The organism is Novosphingobium flavum (assembly GCF_014230315.1).
Classification (GTDB): Bacteria; Pseudomonadota; Alphaproteobacteria; order Sphingomonadales; family Sphingomonadaceae; genus Novosphingobium; species Novosphingobium flavum.
On sequence record NZ_JACLAW010000002.1, the window covers coordinates 130747 to 151665 of the forward strand.

General features: G+C 68.4%; 21 protein-coding genes. 7 read left to right on the top strand and 14 right to left on the bottom strand.

Annotation, left to right across the window (positions count from 1 at the left end; all coding sequences use genetic code 11):
• The first annotated feature begins 12 nt into the window (after positions 1–12).
• Positions 13–1905: a DNA helicase RecQ gene (recQ, locus tag H7F51_RS02575; protein WP_185662655.1), complete on the top strand. Its 1893-nt coding sequence runs from the start codon at positions 13–15 to the stop codon at positions 1903–1905.
• Here recQ and H7F51_RS02580 read toward each other — a convergent pair.
• Complete coding sequence (locus H7F51_RS02580; RefSeq protein WP_185662656.1) at positions 1889–2875, bottom strand: TerC family protein; 987 nt, start codon at positions 2873–2875, stop codon at positions 1889–1891. The two genes, recQ and H7F51_RS02580, sit on opposite strands and share 17 nt — an antisense overlap.
• Before the next feature lie 56 nt (positions 2876–2931).
• Positions 2932–3108 (bottom strand): DUF465 domain-containing protein, encoded by a 177-nt coding sequence (locus tag H7F51_RS02585; protein WP_185662657.1) that lies wholly within the window; start codon positions 3106–3108, stop codon positions 2932–2934.
• A gap of 334 nt (positions 3109–3442) precedes the next feature.
• Between H7F51_RS02585 and H7F51_RS02590 the strand changes: the two genes are divergently transcribed.
• The 3 genes from H7F51_RS02590 to H7F51_RS02600 are packed head-to-tail and all read left to right on the top strand — an operon-like array spanning position 3443 to position 5120.
• Positions 3443–4396 carry a right-handed parallel beta-helix repeat-containing protein gene (locus H7F51_RS02590; RefSeq protein WP_185662658.1) on the top strand — a complete coding sequence of 318 codons (954 nt, stop codon included), beginning with the start codon at positions 3443–3445 and terminating at the stop codon, positions 4394–4396.
• Between the two features lie 8 nt (positions 4397–4404).
• A complete protein-coding gene (locus H7F51_RS02595; RefSeq protein WP_246447676.1) occupies positions 4405–4782 on the top strand; it encodes a hypothetical protein in 378 nt (125 codons plus the stop codon).
• Between the two features lie 41 nt (positions 4783–4823).
• The gene (locus tag H7F51_RS02600; RefSeq protein ID WP_185662659.1) at positions 4824–5120 is read left to right on the top strand and encodes a hypothetical protein; all 297 of its coding nucleotides are present in this window, start codon (positions 4824–4826) and stop codon (positions 5118–5120) included.
• A 151-nt stretch (positions 5121–5271) separates the two neighbouring features.
• Here H7F51_RS02600 and ribA read toward each other — a convergent pair whose 3' ends face one another.
• The 10 genes from ribA to H7F51_RS02650 form a co-directional block, all read right to left on the bottom strand.
• Positions 5272–6345 carry a GTP cyclohydrolase II gene (gene ribA, locus H7F51_RS02605; protein WP_343061177.1) on the bottom strand — a complete coding sequence of 358 codons (1074 nt, stop codon included), beginning with the start codon at positions 6343–6345 and terminating at the stop codon, positions 5272–5274.
• Positions 6342–7133, bottom strand: a complete 792-nt coding sequence (locus tag H7F51_RS02610; RefSeq protein ID WP_185662660.1) for an exodeoxyribonuclease III — start codon at positions 7131–7133, stop codon at positions 6342–6344. The genes ribA and H7F51_RS02610 overlap by 4 nt, the downstream gene beginning before the upstream one ends.
• 421 nt (positions 7134–7554) lie before the next feature.
• The gene (locus H7F51_RS02615; RefSeq protein ID WP_185662661.1) at positions 7555–8226 is read right to left on the bottom strand and encodes a LolA family protein; all 672 of its coding nucleotides are present in this window, start codon (positions 8224–8226) and stop codon (positions 7555–7557) included.
• Positions 8227–8301: 75 nt separating this feature from the next.
• Positions 8302–8469, bottom strand: coding sequence for a 50S ribosomal protein L33 (gene rpmG / locus H7F51_RS02620; protein ID WP_028640675.1), 168 nt, complete (start codon positions 8467–8469; stop codon positions 8302–8304).
• Between the two features lie 133 nt (positions 8470–8602).
• Positions 8603–9427 (bottom strand): polyphosphate kinase 2, encoded by an 825-nt coding sequence (ppk2, locus tag H7F51_RS02625; protein ID WP_185662662.1) that lies wholly within the window; start codon positions 9425–9427, stop codon positions 8603–8605.
• A gap of 96 nt (positions 9428–9523) precedes the next feature.
• Positions 9524–9808 (bottom strand): hypothetical protein, encoded by a 285-nt coding sequence (locus tag H7F51_RS02630; RefSeq protein WP_246447679.1) that lies wholly within the window; start codon positions 9806–9808, stop codon positions 9524–9526.
• Positions 9809–9888: 80 nt separating this feature from the next.
• The gene (locus H7F51_RS02635; RefSeq protein WP_185662663.1) at positions 9889–10158 is read right to left on the bottom strand and encodes a GlsB/YeaQ/YmgE family stress response membrane protein; all 270 of its coding nucleotides are present in this window, start codon (positions 10156–10158) and stop codon (positions 9889–9891) included.
• Positions 10159–10297: 139 nt separating this feature from the next.
• Positions 10298–11110: an undecaprenyl-diphosphate phosphatase gene (locus tag H7F51_RS02640; RefSeq protein WP_185662664.1), complete on the bottom strand. Its 813-nt coding sequence runs from the start codon at positions 11108–11110 to the stop codon at positions 10298–10300.
• A gap of 116 nt (positions 11111–11226) precedes the next feature.
• Entirely contained in the window at positions 11227–13335 is a 2109-nt protein-coding gene (locus tag H7F51_RS02645) for a M13 family metallopeptidase (protein WP_185662665.1), read from the bottom strand.
• Between the two features lie 74 nt (positions 13336–13409).
• A complete protein-coding gene (locus tag H7F51_RS02650; protein WP_425491008.1) occupies positions 13410–15146 on the bottom strand; it encodes an ABC transporter transmembrane domain-containing protein in 1737 nt (578 codons plus the stop codon).
• 255 nt (positions 15147–15401) lie between these two features.
• Between H7F51_RS02650 and H7F51_RS02655 the strand changes: the two genes are divergently transcribed.
• Positions 15402–16649: a polyhydroxyalkanoate depolymerase gene (locus H7F51_RS02655; RefSeq protein WP_185662667.1), complete on the top strand. Its 1248-nt coding sequence runs from the start codon at positions 15402–15404 to the stop codon at positions 16647–16649.
• Between the two features lie 15 nt (positions 16650–16664).
• Here H7F51_RS02655 and H7F51_RS02660 read toward each other — a convergent pair whose 3' ends face one another.
• A complete protein-coding gene (locus H7F51_RS02660; RefSeq protein ID WP_185662936.1) occupies positions 16665–18041 on the bottom strand; it encodes a DUF5935 domain-containing protein in 1377 nt (458 codons plus the stop codon).
• A complete protein-coding gene (locus H7F51_RS02665; protein WP_185662668.1) occupies positions 18034–18186 on the bottom strand; it encodes a hypothetical protein in 153 nt (50 codons plus the stop codon). The genes H7F51_RS02660 and H7F51_RS02665 overlap by 8 nt, the downstream gene beginning before the upstream one ends.
• 65 nt (positions 18187–18251) lie before the next feature.
• Between H7F51_RS02665 and H7F51_RS02670 the strand changes: the two genes are divergently transcribed.
• Together H7F51_RS02670 and H7F51_RS02675 are read left to right on the top strand one after the other, a co-directional pair.
• Positions 18252–19505, top strand: a complete 1254-nt coding sequence (locus H7F51_RS02670) for a TIGR04063 family PEP-CTERM/XrtA system glycosyltransferase (RefSeq protein WP_185662669.1) — start codon at positions 18252–18254, stop codon at positions 19503–19505.
• A 4-nt stretch (positions 19506–19509) separates the two neighbouring features.
• Entirely contained in the window at positions 19510–20892 is a 1383-nt protein-coding gene (locus H7F51_RS02675) for a hypothetical protein (RefSeq protein WP_185662670.1), read from the top strand.
• Positions 20893–20919 lie beyond the last annotated feature (27 nt).

Consider the following 20919-nt stretch of genomic DNA (forward strand, 5'->3'; position numbering starts at 1 on the left):
TAGCCCTTCGGGATGAGCATCGGCGATCCGTTCAGCGACTATCCCGGCGACGAACACGGGTATGGCCAGTGGGTGCCGGACGACTATGCCGCGCTTGCCCCTCCCAAGCTTCCGCCCGCGCCGCCGCGCGCGGTTCCGGCGGATCTGGGCGAGGCCCTTCACGCCACTTTCGGCTTCAACGCCTTTCGCGGGGTGCAGGAGCAGGTGGTGGGGCGGGTCATGGCGGGGCAGTCCACCCTTGCGGTGATGCCGACCGGGGCGGGCAAGTCGCTGACCTATCAATTGCCGGCGACCCTGCTGGACGGGACCTGCGTGGTCATCTCGCCGCTGATCGCGCTGATGCATGACCAGCTGCGCAGCGCGCAGGCCAACGGCATCCGCGCCGCCGCGCTGACCAGCGCCGACACGGACCGCGAGGCCACGATCGAGGCCTTTCGCGCGGGCGAACTGGACCTGCTCTACGTGGCGCCGGAACGGGCTAGCCAGGCCCATTTCCGCGACCTGCTGAGCCGGGCGCGGGTTTGCCTCTTCGCGATCGACGAGGCGCATTGCGTTTCGGAATGGGGCCACGATTTCCGGCCGGACTACCGCTTGCTGCGGCCCTTGATGGACGCCTTTGCCGAGGTGCCGCGCCTTGCGCTAACGGCGACGGCCGATGCCCATACCCGGGCCGATATCCTGACCCAGCTCGGCATTGCGGACGACGGCCTGATCGTGGCCGGGTTCGACCGGCCGAACATCCGCTATGCCATCGTGCCGCGCGACCAGCCGGTGCGGCAGCTGACCCGGCTGATCGCGGAGACGCCCGGCGCCGGGATCGTCTATGCCCAGACCCGCGCGCAGGTGGAGCGGCTGGCCGAGCAGCTCGGCGCGACTGGCCGCCCGGTCCTGCCCTATCATGCGGGCCTGCCGGGCGATGTGCGCGCGGCGAACCAAGCGGCATTCGTGGCCAGCGAGGACATGGTGATGGTGGCGACCATCGCCTTCGGCATGGGGATCGACAAGCCCGACGTGCGCTTCGTTGCCCATGCCGGCCTGCCCAAGTCGATCGAGGCCTATTACCAGGAGACCGGCCGCGCCGGGCGTGACGGCGATCCCTCGGTGGCGCTGATGCTGTGGGGGGCGGAGGACTTCGTCCGCGCCCGCCAGCGCCTGTCGGAAGTGGACGAGGCGAGGCTCGGCGGCGAGCGGACGCGGCTCGATTCGCTGGCCGCGCTGGTCGAGACGGCGGCGTGCCGGCGCGCCCTGCTGCTGCGTCATTTCGGCGAGCATCCCCCGGAGAAATGCGGCAACTGCGACAATTGCCTCGATCCGCCGGGGGTTTCCGATGCGACCGACGTGGCGCGCAAGCTGCTCTCGGCCGTCTATCGCACGGGGCAGACCTATGGCCTCGGCCATATCGAGAAAGTGCTGACCGGCCATTCGGATGACCGCATCGTCGAGCGTGGGCATGACCGGCTTTCCGTGTTCGGGATCGTGAACGAAGACGAGGCGCGGCTGATCCGGCCGCTGGCACGCGCCCTGCAGGCGCGCGGGGCCCTGCTCTCCACCGAGCATGGCGGACTGATGCTGGGGGGAGACGCGCGGGCGATCCTCAAGGGCGAGGCGGCCGTTGCCGTGGTCGTGCCGCCGAAGAAGGAGCGCAAGGGACGCGGGCGCTCCGGGACCGGGAGCGCGGCCAATCCGGTGGGCGATCCGCTGTTCGATGCCCTGCGCGGCCTGCGCCGCGACCTGGCCCAGCAGGCGGGGGTGCCGCCCTATGTGGTGTTCCACGATTCGGTGCTGCGCGAGATGGCCTCGGCCCGCCCCGCCAGCCTTGCCGAGCTGGGGCGGCTCAGCGGGATCGGGGACCGCAAGCTCGCGGCCTATGGCGATGCTTTTCTTGCCGTCATCCGGCAGCATTGACCGTTTCGTTTCTGGTGCGCCACCACGAATAGCCGACCCCGGCGCCGAGCAGGGCGAAAGTCACCCCGAGGCTGAACAGCGGCGGGATCTTGTCTCCGTCCAGCAGGAAGTCAGACACGAAGATCTTGCCGCCAATGAAGACCAGCACGGCCGCAAGGGCATATTTGAGATGGGTGAAGCGGCGAATCATCGCCGCCAGCGCGAAATAGAGCGCGCGCAGGCCGAGCACGGCCATGATGTTCGAGGTATAGACCACGAAGGTATCGGTGGTGATGGCGAAGATCGCCGGCACCGAATCGACCGCGAAGACGATGTCGGCCAGGTTGATCACCACCAGCGCGACGAACAGCGGGGTGACCGCGCGGACCGGGCGGCCGGTCTTCTCGTCGGGCAGGGTCACCATGAAATGCTGCCCGTGCAGGTCCTTGGTCACCCTGAGCTGGGAGCACAGCCAGCGCACCGCCGGGTGATTGCCGACATCGGGCGGCTCGTTGCCCGAGACCAGCATCTTGAGGCCGGTCGAGATCAGGAAGGCGGCGAAGAGGTAGAGCACCCAGTGCGCCTCGGCCACCAGCGCGGCGCCGCCCGCGATCATCACCCCGCGCAGCACGATCACCGCAATGATCCCCCAGAGCAAGGCACGGTACTGGTAGCGCGCGGGGATGGCGAAGAAGCTGAAGATCAGGCTGATCACGAAGACGTTGTCGATCGACAGCGCCTTTTCGATGAAGAAGCCGGTGTAGTATTTCAGGCCGAGGTCGGCGCCCTTCTCGGCCCAGATCCACGCGCCAAAAGCCAGCGCGAAGGCGATGTAGAACGCGGTGAGTGCAAGCGATTCGCCGACGCCCATCTCGCGGTCCTCGCGGTGAAGCACGCCGAGGTCGAAGGCGGTGAGCGCCGCGACCAGGGCGGCGAAGGCCAGCCAGAACCACGCCGGCGTGCCGAGCCAGTCGGCCGAGAGCCATTCCATCGGCTATCTCCTTGCGGGGGCTCCCCGGTGCACGCGGACGCCGGGGAGCGGCCGGGTCAGCCCAGCGCCGGGTGGCGGCGGGAGCGGGCGGCAAGGCGATCGCGCAGGACGAGCTTCAGTTTCTTGAGCCGTAGGATTTCCAGCGGATCGGCCCAGCGGCGCGACTGGGCGCGGCGCAGGAGAGCATCGATCTGCTGGTGACGCTCCAGCAGGCGGAAGGTGAGATCGGACATGGGTTCAACGCTCCTCGTCGAAACAGTTGCTTCGATCGGATGCGCCGATGCCGGTGGTTCCGGGTCTTTCAGGGGGCAAAAGCCAAGGACCCGGCATCGGCAACATCCGATGCGGTCCGACATCACGAGGCGCACCTGCCACAACGGGCGGGTCCGGCATCTTGCACAGGGGGGAGGCAAGATGCCGGTCAAGCGCCGCGCCAGAGGGGCCCGGTCCGCCCAACCGAAATGGGAACGGCCGAGCCGGTTTCAAGAGGGCGGCGACATGCCCCACGGCGGGACAGCGCAATCATATTTGCCCTTTGGCAAGACGGGCGAGCTAGCGTGCCGCGCCATGACCCATCGCCGCCTCGCTTCGCTTTGCCTTGTCCTTATCGCAGTGGCCGCCGGGGCGGCCGCGCCGCTGCTCGCGCAGAACGCCGCGCCCTATACCGTGGTCGAGAGCGGCAAGCGCTTTGCCCGGCTGCAGGAGGCGGTCGACGCAATCGGCGGCGGGATGGGCACGATCCGCGTGGCGCCGGGGACCTGGGGCGACTGCGCGGTGCAGACCGCGGGCGACGTGCTCTACCAAGCGGCCGAGCCGGGACAGGCGACTTTCGCGGGCACGACCTGCGAGGGCAAGGCCGCGCTGGTGCTGCGCGGGCGCTCGGCCCGGGTGGATGGCCTCGTCTTCGCCAACATGGCGGTGGGCGACGGCAACGGGGCCGGGATCCGGCTGGAGAAGGGCAATCTCGCGGTCAGCCAGGCGTGGTTTCGGGACAGCCAGCAGGGCATCCTCACCGCGGGCGACCCGGCCGGGACGATCACGGTCGACAAGTCGACCTTCACCCGGCTGGGCACCTGCGAATATTCGGGCGGCTGCGCCCACGGGCTCTACATCGGCGACTATGGCGCCCTGACCGTGACCCGCAGCCGCTTCGAGCAGGGGCGCGGCGGGCATTACCTCAAGAGCCGGGCGGCACGGGTGGCCGTGCTCGACAATTCCTTCGACGATTCGGCCGGGCGCGGGACCAATTACATGATCGACCTGTCCAACGGCGCGACCGGGCGGATCGCAGGCAACTGGATGGTGCAGGGGCGCGACAAGGAGAACCATTCCGCCTTCATCGCCATTGCCGCCGAGGGCAAGTGGCACCCCTCGGCCGGGCTGGCAATCGAGGGCAACGACGCCCGCTTCGCGCCGGGCGTGACATGGTCCAGCGTGTTCGTGGCCGACTGGTCGGGCGATGCCCTGCGGATCGGCGACAACGCGCTTGGCAAGGGGCTGACCCGCTTCGAGAAGCGCTGACAATTGCCTTGCGCACCGCGAGACCCTACCTTGGCGGCATGATCGCCCGCCTGCCCCGCCTGTTCACAGTGCGCCTCCTGGCCGCGCTGCTGCTCGCCTGCGTGGGGCTTCAGGCGGGCGCGCCGCTGACCGCGCCGCTGGAGCGGACGCACGGTTCGGCATTCAGCGCCTCGACTCACGAGGTGGCGCTGGCCGGGCAGCGCCGGGCCGAGACGGTGCGGATCGCGCCGGAAGTGCCGCCGTTGGTGCCGGTGGCCGTGACCTTGGTGGCGATTACGGTGCTCGCCCTCACCGGCCAGCCCGCGCCGCGGCCGCATTCCACCGGCCCGCCCGCGCGCGACGAGATCGCCCGCCGACCCTCACCGCGAGCACCGCCCCTCGCCTGAACCTGTCGAACCCACCGTTCCACACGTTCAGGACTGAAAACATGACCGAATCCATCGACGCCGCGCGTGCGCGGCGGCGGGTGCAGATCGAACAGGCACTTGCAAAATACCCGCACCTCTCGCCCGAGGGGCTCAGGGAACTGACCGACTACTTCGCCCGCGAAGCCTCTGCCCTCGACGTGGGCCTGATCGCCTCCAACGAGGCCATCGCCGCGCCCTACCGCCAGTTCCGCGCCGAGCGGATCGATCCGCTCAAGGGGCGGGACTGGTTGGTGGGGATGGTGATCGCACTGGCCGTTGCCGCCGTGGTGGCCGCGCTGTTGTGGCGGGCTTTCTGAGGGCGACAAGCACAGCATCTGCATCGTCATTGCGAACGACCGCAGGTCGCGTGGCAATCCAGGGCCGCTGCACACAGCCGCACTGGATTGCCGCGGGGCTTGGCCCCTCGCAATGACGAGCGCTTCAGTTCAGGCGCACGATGCCCCGCGGCTACTTCAGGATGTGCCCGGTGCGCTCACGCTTTGTAGCGAGGTAGTGCTCGTTGTGCGGGTTGGCCGGGAGCTGGTGCGGGACGCGCTCGGCCACGGTCACGCCGACCGCTTCGAGCGCGGCGACCTTGGCCGGGTTGTTGGTCATCAGGCGGATCACGCGGACGCCGAGCAGTTCGAGCATCCGAGCAGCGACGGGAAAATCGCGCGCTTCGGTGGGGAGGCCGAGGCGGTTGTTGGCGTCGACCGTGTCGAAGCCGAAGTCCTGCAGCCGGTAGGCGCGCAGCTTGTTGATCAGGCCGATGCCGCGCCCTTCCTGGCGCAGGTAGAGGAGGACGCCCCAGCCGCCGCTCTCGGCCTCGGCGGCCATGGCGGCGAGCGCGGCGTGCAGTTGCGGCCCGCAATCGCACTTGAGGCTGCCGAGAATATCGCCGGTGAGGCATTCGGAGTGGAGGCGGACGAGGGGCGCGCGGTCCCCGTTCTGCTGACCGATGACGAGGGCGACATGTTCGCGCAGGTCGTCCGCCGCGCGGAAGGCGACGATCTCGGCCTGCTCGGCGGCCTCGACCGGCAGGCGGGCGCGGCTCGCCACGACGAGGTGTTCGGGCGCCTTCCACGCGGCGAGGTCGGTGGATGCAACCTGCGTGGCCTCGTCCTGCGGCTCCGGCGGGGCGAGGAAGGCGGGAAGGATACCGGCGAGGCGGGCCAGTTCCATCGCGGTGCGGGCGGCCTCGGGATGGGCCAGCGGCTCGGCGGCGAAGGGGCCCTTCATCGGAAAGCGCAGGTCGAGCGCGGGATCGGCGAGAACGCGGGCATCGGCAAGGGTGAAAGGCTCGGCCCCGCGGATCAGGACCGGGGCCTCGGGCACGGCGGCCTCGCGCTGGTTGGCGAGCTTGAGGGTGACCGCGCGGGCGGCCGAGATCAACATGCGCGGGGCGGCGAGATCCGGCCCGAAGCCGGTTTCGGCCGCGACGAGGTGAAGAACGCCGTCGACCGTGACCGGCCAGCCGTGTCGCAACGCATCGAGCGCGAGGGCGACGCGGCGCGCCGGCCCCGGACCCGGCGCTGTGGTCACAGCGCGAACTCGGTGATCAGCGGCACGTGGTCGGAAGGCTGCTCCCAGCGCCGGGTTTCCTCGACGAAGCGGTGGCCCTGCGACTGGGCGGCGACTTCGGGCGAGGCCCACATGTGATCGAGCCGGCGGCCGCGATCCTTTTCCTGCCAGAAGGTGCGATAGGACCACCAGGTCCAGTTGCGTTCCGGCGCGGGGATGTGCTTGCGGCCGAGATCGACCCAGCCGTGGGCATCGGCGAAGCGCTGGAGGGTCTCGACTTCCAGGGGCGTGTGGCTGACCACCTTGAGCAGGGCCTTGTGGTCATAAACGTCGGAGGGGAGCGGGGCGATGTTGAAATCGCCAACGATCAGGGTGGGCTGGCCGAGCTGGTCGGCCCAACGGGTCATCCGCTCGAGGAAATCGAGCTTCTGGCCGAACTTGGGATTGACCTCGCGGTCGGCAATGTCGCCGCCGGCCGGGATGTAGACGTTTTCGAGCAGCAGGCCCTGCCCCGGTCCGAGCAGCTCGACCCCGAGGTGGCGGGCTTCGCCATTGTCCTGCCAGTCATGCCGGGCCAGCTCACGGATCGGGATGCGGCTGACCGTGGCGACGCCGTGGTAGCCCTTCTGCCCGTTGACCGCGCGGTGCGTGTATCCCGCCTGCTCGAACACCTCGTGCGGGAAGAGATGCTCGGCGCACTTGATCTCCTGCAGGCAGAGCACGTCGGGGCCCTGCTCGGCAAGGAACCGCACCACCTGTTCGGCGCGCAGACGGACGGAATTGATGTTCCAGGTGGCGATAGAAACCATAGACCGCCTTTAGGCAGCGCCCGCGCGATTTACCAGTGCGAGGCGCGACCGCGTTTGGGTGAGATTTGGCTCAGCCCGGAGCGAAAACGGTGACGGCCGAGAACCGGAGCGGAGCGTACTTCAGTACGTGAGCACCGGAAGCGCAGGAGGCCGCCGTTTGCAGCCCGGGATCAGCCAAATATCGCCCAAACGCAAAAGAGCCTTGGCGTCGGGGGCAGTGACACCAAGGCTCCGTTTGCGTTCGTCACGCTGTAACAAGCCGGGTACGATGGAGGCATGGGCAACAGGGGGGAAACCCGCCTCGCTCCGTCTTGTTGAGAACCGTTATAAGGTTCGCGCCTTGCTCCCGGGTGAACGAAACCTGCAGGTTTGTCGCGGTTTGTCGCTCGTATGGGGCGCCGTCGCGACCAGCGGTTGCGCCCTATCGACGGCCTGCGGGACGCGGATCGACGAATCGGAAGGCATTGTCGGAAACGGCCATGCCGTAGCGCTGGTTGCCGAGGCGAATCGTCGTGCGCTGGTTCTGGGAATCGAGCGCGACCCACGAGATCAGTTCCAGCCCGCCGGGCGCCCCGGCCTTGCGGCGGAAGATCAGGGTGATCACGCCATATTCGGGGTGAGACCGATCGCGCACCTCGATCGCAACCACGCCCGGATCGGACGAGGGCTGGAGCGTGCCGAAGCGCTTCACGTCGCGGCGCGGATCGAGCAGGGCGCCGAGCGGACTGTTGCCGATCGGCCAGCGCTGGACCTGGCGGACCTCGTAGTCGACCATGGTGAGGGCCTTGCCATCACCGACGATCAGCATCGGCACGCCCTTCTGGTATTCGAAGCGAATCCGGCCCGGGCGCTTGATCGTGAGCTTGCCGGCGATGGCGCGGCCAGCGCGGTCGGTCTGCAGGAAATCGGCCTGCATCGTGGTGATCGCGCGCAGGGCCTCGACCGCGCGGTCGAGGTCGTTCTCGCCCTGGGCCGCGGCGGGCGCGGCCAAAGCAACGAGACCGCCGGCCAGCGGGAGCGGCGCAGACACGGCAAGCGCCGCGGAGACCGCGGCGCCCGGGAAGATGCGAAGTCTGGAAATCAAGCGGTTCATCCTCTTTCCCTCGGGGACGAGCATTGAACCATCACTGAACCCGCCCGGTTCCTAAGGTTCAGGCGGGCAGCGAGATCACTTGATCTTGGCTTCCTTGAACTCGACGTGCTTGCGCACGACCGGATCGTACTTCTTGAAGGTGAACTTCTCGGTCGAGTTGCGCGGGTTCTTCTTCGTGACGTAGAAGAAGCCGGTATCAGCCGTGGAAACCAGGCGGATCTTGACGGTTGCGGGCTTCGCCATGGCGACGCGTTCCTAAAGCAAGCAGTAAAACAGAATCGGACGGACACAGCGGAGGTGCCGCCCGGCAAGGCCGCCGCCCTTGGGCAAGAATCAGGGCAAAGTCAAGCAAGAGGGGCGCTGCGCACGCGCCTTTTCATGGCTCGAAGGGTTTGAGCGGCTTGATCCGGCCGCACTTTTCCTTGCGCGGCGGCTCGGCGAGCGGGGCCAGTTCGAGCGGGGGCTCCTTCACGTCGAAATCGGGCAGGCGATCGAGCAGGTCGCGAATCAGGGTGAGGCGGCCGCGGCGCTGGTCGTTGAAATCGACCAGGGTCCAGGGCGCGTGATCGGTGTGCGTGGCCTTGAGCATCGCTTCGCGCGCCTTGGTATAGGCGGCGTATTGCCCGCGTGCCTCAAGGTCGATCGGCGAGAGCTTCCAGCGCTTGAGCGGATCGGCCAGCCGCTCGGCAAAGCGCTCCTCCTGCTCGGCCTGATCACAGGTCAGCCAGTATTTGAACAGGCGGATGCCATCGCCGGTCAGCAGTTTCTCGAAACTCGGCACGGCATCGAGGAAGGCGTTGACCTGCTTCTTCTTCGCAAAGCCCATCACCTTCTCGACCCCGGCGCGGTTGTACCACGAGCGGTCGAACAGGACGATTTCGCCGGCCGTGGGCAGGTGGGCGACGTGGCGCTGGAAATACCATTGTCCGGCCTCGCACTCGGTCGGCTTGCCAAGCGCGACGATGCGGCAATGGCGCGGGTTGAGCCTTTCGGAAATGGCGTGGATCGCCCCGCCCTTGCCCGCCGCGTCGCGCCCCTCGAACAGGATGACGATGCGCTCGCCGGAATGTTCGACCCAGCGCTGCATCTGTTCCAGTTCCTGCTGCAATGCGCCGAGCAGGTCTTCGTACTGGTGCTGCTTGAGCTTGCTCACGGCGAGGGCCCCTCCGACCAATTTTTTCCGAGGGCCAGCATGCCGCATTGGCGCGGCCGCGCAATGGGAAAGGGAAAGGCTGCAGAACAAGGAAAAGGCCGGCGGCGCCTGCGCTGCCCGCCGGCCCGAACCGTTGGTGCCGGGCTATTCGGGCGCCTTGTCCTTCTTGTCGGCCGCGTCTTCCATCGCATCGGCCTTCTTGTCGCCGGCAGCGCGAACCGCATCGGCCTTGTTCTCGAGCGCGTCTTCGGCCGCGCCGCTGGTGGCATCGGCGGCGGCGTCGAGCGTATCGGCCGCGGCGTCCGATGACGCGCGCACGGCGGCGGCCTGGTCCTCGGCGGCATTTTCGGACTTGCTGTCACAGCCGGCCAGCCCCAGCCCGAGAGCGGCCACACCGGCCATCATCATCGCCTTGTTCACGATCTTCATGACGTTCCTGTCCTTTCCCATAAAAAAGGGACGGCAGCCTGTGCTACCGTCCCTTGTGTGTTGCCCCGTCAGGCCCGCGCTTAGCGAACCGAACCGCGGCGAACGAGGTTCACGATCGCAAGCAGCACCACCGCGCCGAGGAACGACACGAGCAGCGAGCTGGCGCTGAAATCGCCCGACATCACGTTGCCGCCGCCGATCAGCGGATTCAGGATGAACCCGGCAAGAACGGCGCCGACGATGCCGACGATTACATTGAGGAAAATACCCTGCTGGGCATCGGTGCGCATGACGATGCTGGCAAGCCAGCCGAGAATGCCGCCGACAATAATAAGAATGATCAGGCCCATGACGAATTTCCTTGTGCTGTTGGCAGCTCAAAGCTGTCTGACACGGAAACTCGCCTGTTCGTCGCTCGGTTCCCGAAGGCGCGACGAAGCGAGTGGAGCATTGCTCCTCCTAACTTGCGACGATGCGGCGAATATTTGTTCAGCGCGCCAGCAGAAAGGCCGCGCCGGCAAGCCCGGCGACGATCCGGTACCATGCGAACGGCTTGAAACCGTGGCGGCTGATATAGGCGACGAAGCCCTTGATCACCGCCAGCGCGACCACGAAGGACACGGCGAAGCCGATGGCGATCTCATACCAGCCGACCGGACCGGCGCCTTGCATCAGCGCTTCCTTGTTGTCGTGCAGTTCCAGCACCGTCGCGCCGAGCATGGTCGGCACGGCGAGGAAGAAGCTGAACTCGGCCGCCGTGCGCCGCTCGATCCCCATGGCGAGGGCGCCCATGATCGTCGCGCCCGAACGGCTGATGCCGGGGATCATCGCCACGCACTGGACAAGGCCGACGCCGAGCGCCTGGCGCATCGGCAACTGGCCGATCCCGCTGGCCGGGCCGGGCTTGGCCGCACGCTCGATCACCAGGATCGCCACGCCGCCCACGACCAGTGCGCCGCAGACCACCAACGGGCTGCCGAGCAGGACATCGATGTACTTCTTCATGGCAAGGCCGATCACCACCGAGGGCAGGAAGGCCAGCAGCAGGTTGCGCAGGAACTTCAGGCTCAGCGGCTCAAGCCGCAGCACGCCCCAGCCCACGGCCCAGAACGTGCGCCAATACTGCACCACGACCGCGAGGATCGCGCCGAGCTGGATCACCACGTTGAACACCTTCCACGTATCGGCATCGAAACCGAACAGCTCGGTGGCGAGGATCAGGTGGCCGGTGGAGGAAACCGGAAGGAATTCGGTCAGCCCCTCGACAATGCCGAGCAGGATGGCGGTGATGGTCAGCGTCATGGGCCGGGGTCATGCCGGGCGCCGCGCCCGAGCGCAAGCGCAGGAACGGCGCATTACGGTAATGTCATCCGCCGCGGCGCCCAAATGCCCCACGCGGGCATTTTCCGAACGAGCTCTTACCAGATCCGCAGGCGCTGGTCGGGCGGCAGGTAGAGCTTGTCGCCCGGCTTGATGCCGAACGCCTTGTACCATTCGTCGAAGTTGCGGACGATGCCGTTGGCGCGGAACTGGGCCGGGGAATGGGGATCGACCAGCAACAGCTGGCGGGCGGTTTCCTCACGGTATTTCGAGCGCCAGACCTGGGCGAAGGCCATGAAGAAGCGCTGGTCGCCGGTCAGCCCGTCGATCACCGGGGCGGCCTTGCCGCCGAGCGAGAGGTGGTAGGCGCGGTAGGCGAGCGAGAGGCCGCCGAGATCGCCGATGTTCTCGCCCAGGGTGAGCTTGCCGTTGACGCAGGTCTGGCCGCTGTCGAACGGGCAGAACTTGTCGTACTGCGCAGCCAGCCGGTCGGTCAGGGCTACGAAGCGGGCCTTGTCCTCGGCGCTCCACCAGTCGCGCAGGTTGCCGGTGCCGTCGTATTTCGAGCCCTGGTCGTCGAAACCGTGGCCCATCTCGTGGCCGATCACCGCGCCGATCGCACCGTAGTTGGCGGCGGGATCGGCCGCGGGGTTGAAGAACGGCGGCTGGAGGATCGCGGCCGGGAACACGATCTCGTTCATCGGCGGGTTGTAGTAGGCGTTGACCGTCTGCGGGAACATAAACCACTCGGCCCGGTCGACCGCCTTGCCGATGCGCCGGTCGGCAAAGGCGGCCTGCCAGTCGCCCGAGGCCACGGCATTGGCGAGGGGATCGGTGGCGGAAATGGCGAGGCCATCGTAGGTCTTGTAGCTGTCGGGCGCGCCGATCTTGGGGGTGAAGGCGGCGAGCTTGGCCTCGGCCTCGGCCCGCGTCTTGGGTCCCATCCAGCTGAGCGTGGCGAGATTGGCCGACATCGCCTTGCGCAGGTTGGCGACCAGCGCGGCCATCTGGGTGCGGCTGTCTGCCGGGAACCAGCGCTCAGCATAGATCCGCCCGAGCTGTTCGCCGATCTGCCCCTCAACCACGCCCAGCGCGCGTTTCCAGCGCGGGCGCTGTTCGGGCTGGCCGCCGAGCAGCTTGCCGTAGAAGGCAAAGTTCGCCTCGTCGATCCGGGCGGGCAGATAGGCCGCGTGGCCGATCAGGAACTGGGCGGCCGACCAGGCCTTCCACGTCTCGACCGGCTGGCTGGCGACATAGTCGAGCATGGCCGGAAAACCGCCGCCCATCTTGGCCTTGGCATCCTCGGCCGAAATCCGCGCGGCGGCGCGCTGTTCGGCGGTTAGCGGGATCTCGGTGACGCGCAGCGACTGCGCGGCGGCGGCGCCCGGCCCGAGCGCGCGGACGAAGGCGACGAGGTCGGCGCCATGCGGCAGGGCGGCCAGTTCGGCCACGGTCAGCTTGTGGTACAGCAGGTCGTCGTTGCGCAGGATCTCGCGGTCCCACTCGATCCGGGCCATGCCCTCCTCGAGCTTGTAGACCGCTTCGGCCGTAGCCTTGGGATCGGCGTACCCCGCCTCGCCCAGCAGCATGGCGAGGTAGGCCTTGTACTTCTCGCGGATCTCGGGATAGCGCGGGTTGTCCGACAGGTAATAGTCCCGGTCCGGCAGGCCGAGGCCGCCGAGCGACAGGTTCAGCGAATAGTGGTCGCTCTGCTTGGGATCGGGATCGACCGCACCGTTGATCGGGCTGGCGAAGCCGGGCGCTGCGAACAGGCCGTAGAGATCGCTGACCGTCTTGGCCGCGGCGATCCGGGCGAGGTAAGGCCTCGCCGGGACCAGGCCGGCGCGCTCGATCGCGGCGGTGTCCATGAAGGCGGAATAAGCCGCGACGATCCGCGCTTCCTGCGTGCCGGGAGCCGGCTTTTTCGCGACCAGTTCGTCGACGATCGCCTTGAGGCGGTTTTCCGATTCCTCGCGCAGGATCTGGAACGATCCGTAGGAGGTACGGTCGGCCGGGATCTCGTGGCTGGCGAGCCACTTGCCGTTGACGTAGCGGAAGAAGTCGTCACCGGGCCTGACCGCCGGGTCGACCCAGCGGATCTGGATGCCGGAGCGGCCCCAATCCTCGTCAGCGGCCCAGAGCGGGGCGGCGAGCGGGGCGGCGGTGGCGGCGAGGAGAGTGGCGGCCAGCAGGATCGTGCGCTTCATGGCACCCTTGTGTACCGGCCGAGCCTTAACCGCAAATTGCGTTATTGGCCTGGAGTGGTCAACGCAGATTCAAATCAAACTTCCGCCACCAGCCGGTCGTCAAACTGAAGCGAGGCGAGGCGGGCGTAGAGGCCGCCGAGGCGCGACAGCTCCTCGTGCGTGCCCTGTTCGACGATCCGGCCCTTGTCCATCACCACGATCCGGTCAGCCTGGCGCACAGTGGCGAGGCGGTGAGCGATGACGAGGGTGGTGCGGCTGGCCATCAGCCGGTCGAGCGCGTCCTGCACCAGCCGCTCGCTTTCCGAATCGAGCGCGCTGGTCGCCTCGTCGAGCAGAAGGATCGGGGCATCGCGCAGCAGGGCGCGGGCGATGGCGACGCGCTGGCGCTGACCGCCGGACAGGCGCGAGCCATTGTCTCCCAGGAAGGTGTCGAGCCCTTCGGGCAGGTCGCGCAGGAACTGCTCGGCATTGGCGGCGCGGGCGGCCTGCCAGATCTGCTCGTCACTCGCCTCCCAGTTGCCGTAGCGCAGATTGTCGCGCGCCGAGGCGGCGAAAAGCACGGCTTCCTGCGGCACGAGGGCGATGCGGCGGCGGACCGCGTCCGGATCAGCCGAGGGGAGGGCCACGCCGTCGAGCCGCACCGTGCCACCCTGCGGATCATAGAAGCGCTGGGCGAGCTGGAAGATGGTCGACTTGCCCGCGCCAGAGGGGCCGACGATGGCCACGGTCTCGCCCGGATCGACCTTGAGCGTGATCTCGCTCAGCGCCGGCTGGTCAGGCCGGGTGGGATAGCGGAAGGTCACCCGGTCGAAGGCGATCTGGCCGCGCGCGGGCTCGGGCAGGGCGATGGGCCGGGCGGGAGCGGCGATCGCGGGCCGTTCGGCAAGGAGTTCGTTGAGGCGGCTGGCGGCGCCCGCGCCGCGCAGCAGGTCGCCGTAGACTTCGGTCAGCGCGCCGAAGGCTCCCGCGACGAGGCCGCCGGTGACGACGAAGGCCGCGATCGTGCCGCCGCTGATCTGGCCGGTGGCGACGCCGATCGCGCCTTGCCACAAGAGGCCGGTGATCGAGCCGAAGACCAGCATGGTGACCACCGCGGTCATCACCGCGCGGATCGCGATGCGGCGGCGCGCGGCCTGGAAGGTGCGGTCGACCGTGGCGTGGAAGCGGGCGGTCTCGCGCTCTTCCTGGTTGAAGCTCTGCACCACGCGGATCGCGCCCAGGGTCTCGGTGACCGAGGCGCCGATATCAGCGATGGTATCCTGGCTGGTGCGCGAGGCCTTGGACAGGCGGCGCCCGAAAACCACGATCGGCAGGACGATGAGCGGGATCGCGACCAGCAGCTGGAGGGTCAGCTTGGGCGCGAGGAAGAAGAGGTAGGCCGTGCCGCCGATGCCGGTGATCATGTTGCGCAGTGCGATCGAGACCGTGGTGCCGACCACCACTTCGATCAGCGCGGTGTCCGAAGTCATCCGCGAGGAGATTTCCTTGGGACTATTGGCCTCGAAGAACGAGGGGGGCAGGCGCAGCAGGTTGGCCTGGACCTTTTCGCGGAGGTCCGCGACGACCCGTTCGCCCAGCCAGGAAACGCAGTAGAACCGGGTGGCCGTGGCGAGCCCGAGGATCACCACGATCACGAGCATCAGCTGGAAGGCGCCGGCAATGTCGCCCATGTGGGCGCCGGGGCCGAAAGCCTGGTCGACGATCGCCTTGAAGCGCATCGGGATGGCGATCGTGGCCGAGGAGCTGGCCAGCAGCGCCAGCAGGGCGAGCGCCACCTGACGCGGATAGTGCGCGGCCAAGCCCCAGACCATGCGGAGCGGGCCGAGGCTGCGCGCCGGCTTGCCCCCGGCGGCCGGGGCGGGGCTTTCAGCGGTATCGGGCGCGCTGGGCGCGCTTTCGGCAGGTTCGGCAGCCATGGCCCGCGCCCTAGCCGAAGCCGCCGCCGGGCGAAAGCGCCTGCCGCCGAGATGGCGGAAAATTAACTACCCGTGCATTGCAATCGATCAGAGAAGGGGCCACGTTCAGGTCCATATCCGACGCACAGCGCCGCTAGCCCGGAATTCCCTTTGCTCTACAACGCTTATGAACTGAACCGCGCGCTTCTGACCAGCGCCAGCGCCTGGGCTTCGGTCACGGCAGAAATCCTCAACAATCCGGCCATGCCCTTCGGTTATGCGGGCTTCAGCCCGGTGATCGCATCGGCGCTTGACGTGTTCGCCCATGCCGCCGCGCCGCGTGGCAAGCCCGATTTCGGGATCGAGTCGGTTTTGGCCAAGGGCGCGGACTGGCCGGTAACCGAATCGATTGTACTGCGCCGTCCCTTCGGCAATCTCCTTCGTTTTTCGCACAGCGGCCTGCCGCATAATGCGCCCAAGCTGCTCATCGTCGCGCCGATGAGCGGGCACTATGCCACCCTGCTGCGCGGCACCGTGGCGCGGCTGCTGGAGACGAATGAGGTCTATATCACCGACTGGGCCGATGCCCGGATGGTGCCGATCGAGGCGGGCACCTTCGACCTCGACGACTATATCGACTATCTGATCGGCTACCTCGAACACATCGGACCCGGAACGCATGTGCTGGCGGTGTGCCAGCCCTCGGTTCCGGCCTTTGCCGCCACGGCGGTGATGGGCGAGGCGCGGCACCCCTGCCGCCCGGCCAGCCTGACCCTGATGGGCGGCCCGGTCGACACCCGCGAGGCGCCGACCAGCGTCAACGACGTGGCCGTGACCCGGCCGCTCTCGTGGTTCCGCCATAACGTGATCGCGACCGTGCCGCTCGGCTATCCGGGCGCGGGGCGGCGGGTCTATCCCGGCTTTCTCCAGCTCACCGGGTTCCTGTCGATGAATCTGCAGAGCCACATGATGAGCCACTACCAGATGTTCATGCATCTGGTCACCGGCGACGGCGAAAGCGCCGATTCGACCAAGCGGTTCTACGAGGAATATCGCTCGGTCTGCGACATGACCGCCGATTTCTACCTGCAGACGATCGAACACGTGTTCCAGAAGCACTCGCTGCCCAAGGGCGAATTCGTCCACCGCGGCAAGCCGATCGACCCCCACGCCATCGTCGACACCGCGATCCTCGCGATCGAGGGCGAAAACGACGATATTTCCGGCATCGGCCAGACCCGGGCGGCGCTCAAGCTGACCCCGGCCCTGTCGGACGACCGCAAGGAATACTTCCTCGCGGCCGACGTCGGGCACTACGGCATCTTCAACGGCAGCCGCTGGCGAACCAAGATCGCCCCGGTGGTCGAGAACTTCATCGCCACCCACCGCGCGCGCGAACAGCTCCACGCGGTAGCCTGAAGCACCTCGGGCGCGTCAAAATGAAGCCGGGATCACCATGACCGGCTTCGCCGCCCTCGCGCGCGGTGCCGGGGCCCCAGTCCGCCCGAGGTAGGACCACAGGCCGCATTGCAGAGCGATCAGCATCAGGATGAACGGCTGGTAGGCGATGCCGACGAAGGCGCCGCCGAGCAGGTAGACCAGCTGCGCCTGCTGGAGCGCGCTAGCAAGCGGGGCCTGCCACTGCACCTCGGGCCCAGCGCCTTCCTCCGCGGCCTTGCGCCGCCAACGGACGCGCAGCCGCTCCATCTGCCACAGCCCCGAAACCTGCAACCACAGCCACAGGATCAGGCCCGGCCAGCCCTGTTCGCCGAGCATCTCGAAATAGCTGGAGTGATAGGCGCGGCCCTGATCGGTGATGGTGTTTTCCTCGACCGAGATGGACGAGCCGCTCCCCTCGACCGCGCGGGTCTCGATCACCAGCCGGTTCGAGCGATAGGCATCGAACCCGCCGCCGAAGGGGTGGCTCTTCACATAGTCCAGCGTCCAGGCCCAGACTGCGAGGCGGGTCGAGGCCGACTGGTCGGCCTGGTGATTCTCGATGGTCGACATGCGCTGGGTGAAGCTGCTCGGCAGGAACGGCACGGCGATCAGCCCGGCAAGGCCCATCAAGGCCACGTAGACGAAGCGGTTCTTCGCCGTGCGCAGCGAGAGCACGCCGAGCAGGCCGATGCACAGCAGGCCCGTGCGCGCCTGGGTGCCGACCGGGATCAGCAGGCAGGAAAAGGCCAGGGCCAGCGCGAAGGTCCGCACCCGCCAGTCGCGCGGGAAGATCGTTCCGTACCGCGCCAGCCAGAAGATCAGGGGAATGATGGCCACGGCCACGGCGCTGATGATCGAGCCTTCGTAGAGACCGGTATTGTCGCGCACGAAGAAGGTGAGCGAACCGTAGCCGCCGCCGGAGAAGACCGTCTTGATCCCCCCGGTGATGATGATCGCCCCGGCGGAGAGGACCATGAACAGCACCGCCGCCTCAATCCTGAGGCGCGTGCGCAGGGTCAGCGGCAGGAAGATTGCGAAGACCAGCGCCTTCCACACCCAGGCCCACTTGTCCGCCGCCTCGACCGGGAAGTCGGCGAAGACCGTGGTCACCCCGCAATAGAGCAGCAGGACCACCAGCAGGCCCTGGCGGAAGGTGAAGCGGCTGTCCGTCTTGTCGTCGGCCAGAAGCCAGCCGCCGAAGGCCGCGGCGAAGACGATCAGCGAGACCGGAAGCGAAGCGAGCAGGAAGTAGGAGATCTTCTGCGGGGCGACGATGTCGACATAGAGATAGGCCAGGACCCAGATGAACGGCCGCCGCAGGCCCAGCGCCATCAGGCCGAGGAAGAAGGCGGCGAGGGCAAGGTCAAGCATGGCGGTCGGGCATCGGGGGGCGGTCATCGGATTCCGGCCCGCCGACCAGGGCATCCTCGCGGTCGAGATCGCCGCGCAGGACCAGCCGCCAGGCGGCAAGCGCCATCAGCAGGTGGGTGAGCCCGATCGCGAAATAGTCGACCATCCGCCCCGCCTACACCGGCGCGGTTGACGCGTCGTTAAACCTGATGCGCCTAGGACAAGGCCGTCATGCGCGTCCTCCACGTCCTCGATCACTCGCTCCCGCTGCACAGCGGCTATACCTTCCGCAGCCGCGCGATCATCACGGCGCAGCAGGCCTCGGGGCTCGAAGTGCGGGGGATCACCGGGCTGCGCCACGGCAAGGCGGGTCCGCCCGTCGAGGCAGTCGACGGGATCACCTTCCACCGCACCCCCGGCGGCGCATCCGGCCCGGCGGGCTGGCGCGAATGGCGCGAGGTGGCGCGACTGGCCGAGGCGATCGTGGCCCTGGCCGACGAATGGCGCCCCGACGTGCTCCATGCCCATTCCCCGGCACTGTGCGGACTGGCGGCCCTGCGCGCGGGGCGGCAGCTCGGCATTCCGGTGGTCTACGAGATCCGCGCCTTCTGGGAGGATGCCGCGGTGGGCAACGGGACCGGGCGCGAAGGTTCTTTCAAGTACCGGCTGACCCGTGCGCTGGAAGACGAAGTGGTCGGCGGCGCCGATGCGGTGGTGACGATCTGCGAGGGGCTGCGCGGCGACCTGATCGCGCGCGGCTATCCGCCGGAACGGATCACCCTTTCGCCCAATGGCGTCGACCTGTCGCTGTTCGGCGATCCGCCAGCGCCCGATCCGGCGCTGGCCGCGCAGCTGGGGCTGGAGCACGGCCCGGTGGTGGGCTTCATCGGCTCTTTCTATGACTACGAAGGCCTCGACGTGCTGATCGCGGCCATGCCGCTGTTGCAGGAGCGGCTGCCGGGTTCGCGGCTGCTGCTGGTCGGCGGCGGGCCGATGGAAGCGGACCTGCGGGCCCAGGCCGAAGCCTCGCCGGCCGCCGGGGCGATCCGCTTCACCGGGCGGGTGCCGCACGGCGAGGTCGAGCGATACTATGCGCTGATGGACGTCATGGCCTATCCCCGCAAGGCGAGCCGCCTGACCGAACTGGTCACCCCGCTCAAACCGCTCGAGGCCATGGCCGAGGGCAAGCTGGTCGCCGCCTCGGCCGTGGGTGGGCACCGTGAACTGGTGCGGCACGGCGAGACCGGGGTGCTGTTCGCGCCCGACGATCCGGCCGCCTGCGCCGCGGCCCTTGCCGACCTGCTCGAAGACCGCTCGGGCTGGAACACCCTGCGCGAGAGGGGCCGCGCCCATGTCCGCGCCCGGCACGACTGGGCGGTCAATGTTTCGCGTTATCAGGCCGTTTACCAAGACCTGCTAGGGCGGCGCGACAGGAAGGGCCTCCGTGGGGGGCCGACGCAGGCCCATGCGGGTACACGGGGATAAAGACATGGCCACGACGACAGGCGAGAAAGCACCGCTGACCCGCAGTCCGCTCTTCGCGGGGCTGGTTGCCCTGTGGTGCGCGGTCGGGATGGGCGCGGGCGGCCTTGCGCTCCCGCCAAGCCTGCTTGAGGGCGCGGTGACGCGGCTCGACCTTGCCGCGCTGGTCCCCGCCGCCGCCCCGCCGCTCGGCTTTACCGCGCGGCTGCTGCTGGCCCTCGCCCTCGCCCTGATCGGTGCCGCGGCCGGGTTCCTGATCGCCCGCCGCCTGACGCGCGGGCCCGCAGCGCCCGAGGATGCCGCACCCGCCGCCCGTCCGCTCACCGCCGAGGCCTATGCCAACGCCGCGACGGACGAAGAGCATCGCCCGGCGGCGACGGACGACAACGACGATCTGGCGCGGCTCGATGCCGCCCGCTCGGCGGTCCAACCCGGCCGCCGCCGCGCCCTGACCAGCGAGGCCTCGCTCGGGCTCGAGGCCCCGGCCATCCTTCACCTTGGCGAACTCGACAGCATTGCCGAAGCCGAAGTCGAGTCCGAACCGGCACAAGAGCCCGTGCCAACGACGCTACCCCTCGCTCCGGAGCCCGTCGCGGCGAGCGAGCCCGCCGCCCCGCCGCAGGCCGATTCGCCGCTGACCGCATTGTCGATCGCCGAACTGGTCGAGCGCTTCGGCCGCGCCCTCGCCGCGCGCAGTGCCGCCCGTGCCGAACCGGAGCCGCAGCCGGAGACCGTGGCGGAAGCCCAGCCCGAAGCCCCGGCGGAAGCCCCGGCGGAGGCTAGGCCCGAAGCCATGCCCGAAGCCATGCCGATTTCGCAGCCGCAACCAAGCCTCCCGCCTGCTGAAGCCGTCACCGTGGCACAGCCGGCGCCCGCACCGGTTTCCCGTGCCCAGCATCCCGCCTTTGCACCCGAACGCCCGTTCGACATGCCCGCCGCGCTGCGCCAGACAGGACTCGGCGCGATCGAATGGTTCGACGACGCAGCCGACGAGGCCGAGGCCGCGGCGACCCTCGAATCGCTGCGCCTGCCGCGCGTGGCCGCCCCGGCCGCAGAAGCGCGCCCCGCCCTGCCCGACGCGGCGCCCGAAGAGGCGAACGAAGACCCTGCCGAGGCCGTGGCGGACGAAGCCTTCAGTTCGCTGCTCGGGATGAAAGGCGCAGCCCGCGCGCCCGGCCCATTCGGCACTTTCGTGCGGGTCGAAGAGACTGAATCCGACCCTGCCGAGCACATCGCCGAACCGGTTGTGACCTTCCCCGGTCAGGCCGTTCCGCCCCGCCCGGTGCCCGCCCGGCTGTCCGGCGCGCCGTTCGGGGCCAGCCAGGTCGAGACCGAGGCCGCGCTGCGCGATGCCCTCGCCGCGCTCCAGAAAATGAGCGGAACCGCCTGACCCTTCGGGCGTTGGCCTGCAGATTCG